Genomic DNA, 4,192 nt, shown 5'->3' with positions numbered 1-4,192 from the left:
GTCTTTTTCATGGCGATGTGCCTCCCGGTGAGATGGAAGAAAGACCGGATACTTCAGTTTAGACTGGCACTGTTTTCAGGGAGGAGATCACCGCAGACTACCATTAAATGACTCGATAAAGGCATTATCCGTAGGCTTTCCGGGGCGGGAGAAGTCCATTGTCACTCAGTTTTCATAGGCCCAACGGTCCATCGATTTCGAGATGAACTCGCTGCCGTTGTCTGTCTGCAGCCTTTGCGGGATCCGCCCTGATGACTGCTTAAGACGCTCCATAACCGCCACCACATCATCACCTCGTAGTCCCTGACCGACCTCGATCGCCAGACATTCCCGACTAAAATTATCGACTATAGTTAGCGCCCTGATCCTGTAGTCCGTCTGCAAAATAGGAGGGGGCTTAAGTTACAGTATCCTAGATTCAACACCAGATGGTACTGAGATGACAATTACTTTTTTCCTGCCCCTGAGATCAGAAAAAAATAAAGTCAAATACCAGTCGTCAGGCTGTCTAAAAGACTGGGCCAGATAGTTATCGACCTGCGGGTTTATCCTACTCCCACGCAAAGATTTCCGGATGGTCTACATCGTCAACTCTTAGATTGAATCTCTGTTTTACAGTTTGCAATGTAATAGGATCGTTGAGAAGGTTATGATCAGTATTTAATTCGAGAGACGATATAAGTAAAGGTGCAAATGCTAGCTCGAATGCTGGCAAGTGGCTCAAATCAAAATCCTCTGGCTTTAGTGCTGACTGTGGGGTTTCAGTTTGACGTGAAATTTTGAGTATTTCCTCAATAACTTCGGGGGTGAACTCTAGTATTTCGGCAGTTTTAATAGTCTGGACCATCCCGCTGACTATACAAAGTAAATACCAATCCTTCATTCCATCAGCGCGCAAACTATTAAAATAGTTAGTAGCTAGTGCGTCAGTTAATAAGTTACGCGCTGTATATTGAATATTTGGAATGGCAGCTTTGTATCTACTCGAGATTAGCGAGAGTTGTTTATTTCGGTCATAATTTGGCGCGATCCCAGAAAATTCAGGCAGACTGTAAAATGTAGAACCCACGCCAGTGAATTCGAACGGTGCTTTGGAGCTAAGTTTGATCTTGTCAACGAAAGTACCTTTTGGTGTGAATTCGGATAATACTTCTTCATAGGATCGGAAACTGAAACCAATATCCATGAATGTATTCAACCAAGTGGTAGAATACGACATAAAATCCCGAGTATTTAACAATGAGAACTTGCCAATTATTTGTATCAAAATTTCACCAAATCGATTTATATTAGACTTAGGTTTTGGTTTTTTTACGGAAAGATTAATATTTAGATGCCATTCTTTACCATTAAATTCAATCTCTCCAATACCTCCCGAGTTATTGGACCCGTCCATTGAAAGCGCTAGGTTCACATTTGTGGGGATCAAAATAAGATCAGCTTTTTCAATCGAAATTGATAATAGCGCAATTTGGAGCTGTGATATGAAATCCTCAGCAGCCACAGTAGTCTCGTAGCAATTTTTGAATGTGCATCGCCAATTTATTCCTAAGGCAATCCAGCGAACATCACGAATCTCCGCCAAGTCCCCCCATGGTCGATCGACAAGAATTGTACTTACGTCTGAGGTTATAGTCTCTATCAAGCCTTCATTCCAGAAGCCCGGGCCGCTACTAATTGCGAATAAATCGCCAAAAATCTCAGTAGGCCATTCGGAGAAACCAAGCTTGAGATTTTCATAATGCTCCAGTGATTTTCTCTTAAGAAGGCCAAGTAGCCCATAGATATGGCTAATATTTTCAGCTATTGTGCTTGAAGGCGTTACGCTTCCATGCATCAGCTCCGCCGCTCGTGATAAGTAGGCATAGTGGATGAATCCAACGAAATTTCCGCTGCTATATTCTATCTCGGAAACTAATAGCAAAGCATTGGGGAGATACGTTCTCAATGCTGATTTGGAAGGATTCGCTGACATCCAAGCGGCAGAAAGTGCATAGTATTTTGCTCCATATAAAAGCCCTAGAGAGTGAAAATTGCCAGCCATCTTCAGCACAATTCGGATTAATGCGGACTCATCACCACCGTGATAAAATAGCTTTCTAGCACGCTGATATTCTTTAAGTGTACCAAGCATATCGTTTTTATTGTTATACTTATCACCGCGTGCTTCAGCATTTCCTCCCGCCTCTTTTGAACCTGAACGTTTCGCTATTAATTCATCTAGGCGAGGAGCAAGTTCAGCAAGCTCTGGAGGATTTTCATACAATTCAAGGAGATATTCATAGTATTCGTTAAATTTCTGAGTGGGAAAGAACTTAGTTCGTTCTGCCTCGTCGAGCATTCGATTCCAGTAGCCTACGACAGTTCGAAGATCCGCTTTTCCTTCCTTGAGTATTAATAAATGTAAAATACCTAGTAGTCGAAGTAGCTCGGCACGCCGACCCGAACCCGGTGCATCGATGATACCAGACTCACAGATTGCCACTAGCCGCTCTTGGATCTCAGATAAACGAGGAGCTGTGATGGGATAAAGATTCATGCTGCTGGCCCTAATTAGGTAAGTTCTAAGGGTTACCGCATCCTCTAGGTCACCTGTACCTAAGTGGTCTTCTAGATCTGAAAAGTAATCGAGAACTATTGTTTCGAGGCCATCAAATGAGGCCATTCCTCTGAATGAAGCTACAATTATTTCATAGCTCGCCCACCTACGTAACTCACGCGATGAATATTTCTCTCGATAGACCTGAAGTTTTTCGATCCACATTTTTAAATCAGGGCGAGCAGCCTCATGGAATGTTGAGCGTCTTATGCCGGATTTCAGCTCGGAAAAATCCACGTAGCTAAATGGTAAAGCCTGCTTGTCCTTCCATTTTGCCACGAGTTCTTGATACCAGTCTGGACTTGCATCCGATGCTGGCATTAGTTCAGAGGATATCTGGAGATAGCTCTGTGCAATCCAGAATGTATCACGGTCAGATAACAGCTCGGCTATTGCCTCTCCATCAAATATTTGCAGGTCGATTCCCAGAAACTCGGCGTCTTTCTGTAGTACATGCCTCTTTGCAACTGGAAGGTTTTCCTCACAAAAGAACACCATGTCTTTATATTTCCCAATCGCCTTCACTCCTTTGAGATCTTTTCTTATTTTTGGAGTGATTTTTTTTTGGAGTGAGCATGCAAAAGCAATTTCTCGTTGTCCAGATGCTAATCTTTGAAATGAACTGTCAGGTGTTAGAGGAATATCGCTATAAGTTTTGAATGTCTCAAAATCACGACCTCCATCGCCACCAGCACTCACAGGCCCAGTAGCTGGCATAATATTGCTACATACACGGGCTCTTGCTAAATGCCGAGTCAGGTGCTCAAATTCATGATGGGCGTTTCGAGCGCCTAATTCAGAAAGTTGATATCGAATATATCGAATTAACTCAAGAGGTTTTGTCATAATGACCTCAAATGTGGTTTAAATATTTATCTTTCTATGTCGAACTATGGATTCCTGTTGCATTTTCCTGCAATAGCCCCACGGTAGATTCAAAACATTACTCGAATGGTTTGAAGGAAGCTACAACGTTCTTAAACAAGCCAGCCAAATTGTAAGAACACTCGCTTTAACTGCGCTAAATTTTTAAAGTTATCAGGGAATTCATGAGATAGTTCGCAGCTAAATCCAATCATTTCTCCATGATTTCCAGTCCTTCACTCAGAGCTCTGGACACAAAATCCTGCGTTCTATCCGGTATGACCGATTGAATCAATCGATCATTGTATTCAGTATCATTTTCAGGTAGTGCTTCCAATCAGTAGAACATGTACTTTTCAATGAAGGAACCGATGACTTTTTCGTGGATTTCCACAGAACGCGAGAAGCAGATTGTTTTACGTGCCAGCCGCTTAATGCGGGTGCGGAGGGTCAGGTTGTTACGTTCGATACGTTGCGTGAAGATTTTGCCGGTCAGGTGTTTCTCCTTCGGCACTTCTCTGGCGTAGCTGCCCCAGTCATCGCTGGTCATCATGCCGATACTGAACGGAGTCAACAGGGCTAACAGTTCCCGACAGGTCTCATCATTCCGTGGTCCGAAGGTGTAAGCCAGTACAATATGTAGTGATGTGATGGACGCCCTTTCCTGAAGCAGCCAGTGCCATACTTTTACTGTCTGCGTTTGCTACGGGAGTAAATCACATGAGCACG

1 protein-coding gene and 2 pseudogenes are annotated in these 4,192 nt (G+C 43.2%); all 3 read right to left on the bottom strand.

Features of this window, described 5'->3' with window-relative positions:
* Window positions 1-90 precede the first annotated feature (90 nt).
* Window positions 91-369, bottom strand: a pseudogene (locus tag ACLJXE_RS24240) (DDE-type integrase/transposase/recombinase); the annotation flags it as partial.
* A 181-nt stretch (window positions 370-550) separates the two neighbouring features.
* A complete protein-coding gene (locus tag ACLJXE_RS24235) occupies window positions 551-3,445 on the bottom strand; it encodes a hypothetical protein (RefSeq protein ID WP_410752232.1) in 2,895 nt (964 codons plus the stop codon).
* 355 nt (window positions 3,446-3,800) lie between these two features.
* A pseudogene (locus ACLJXE_RS24230) lies at window positions 3,801-4,103 on the bottom strand (IS1 family transposase); the annotation flags it as partial.
* Window positions 4,104-4,192: the final 89 nt, after the last annotated feature.

The sequence above is a fragment of the Citrobacter sp. U14242 genome, assembly GCF_046555775.1.
GTDB lineage: Bacteria > Pseudomonadota > Gammaproteobacteria > Enterobacterales > Enterobacteriaceae > Citrobacter.
This window is presented reverse-complemented; position numbering and strand designations above follow the sequence as displayed.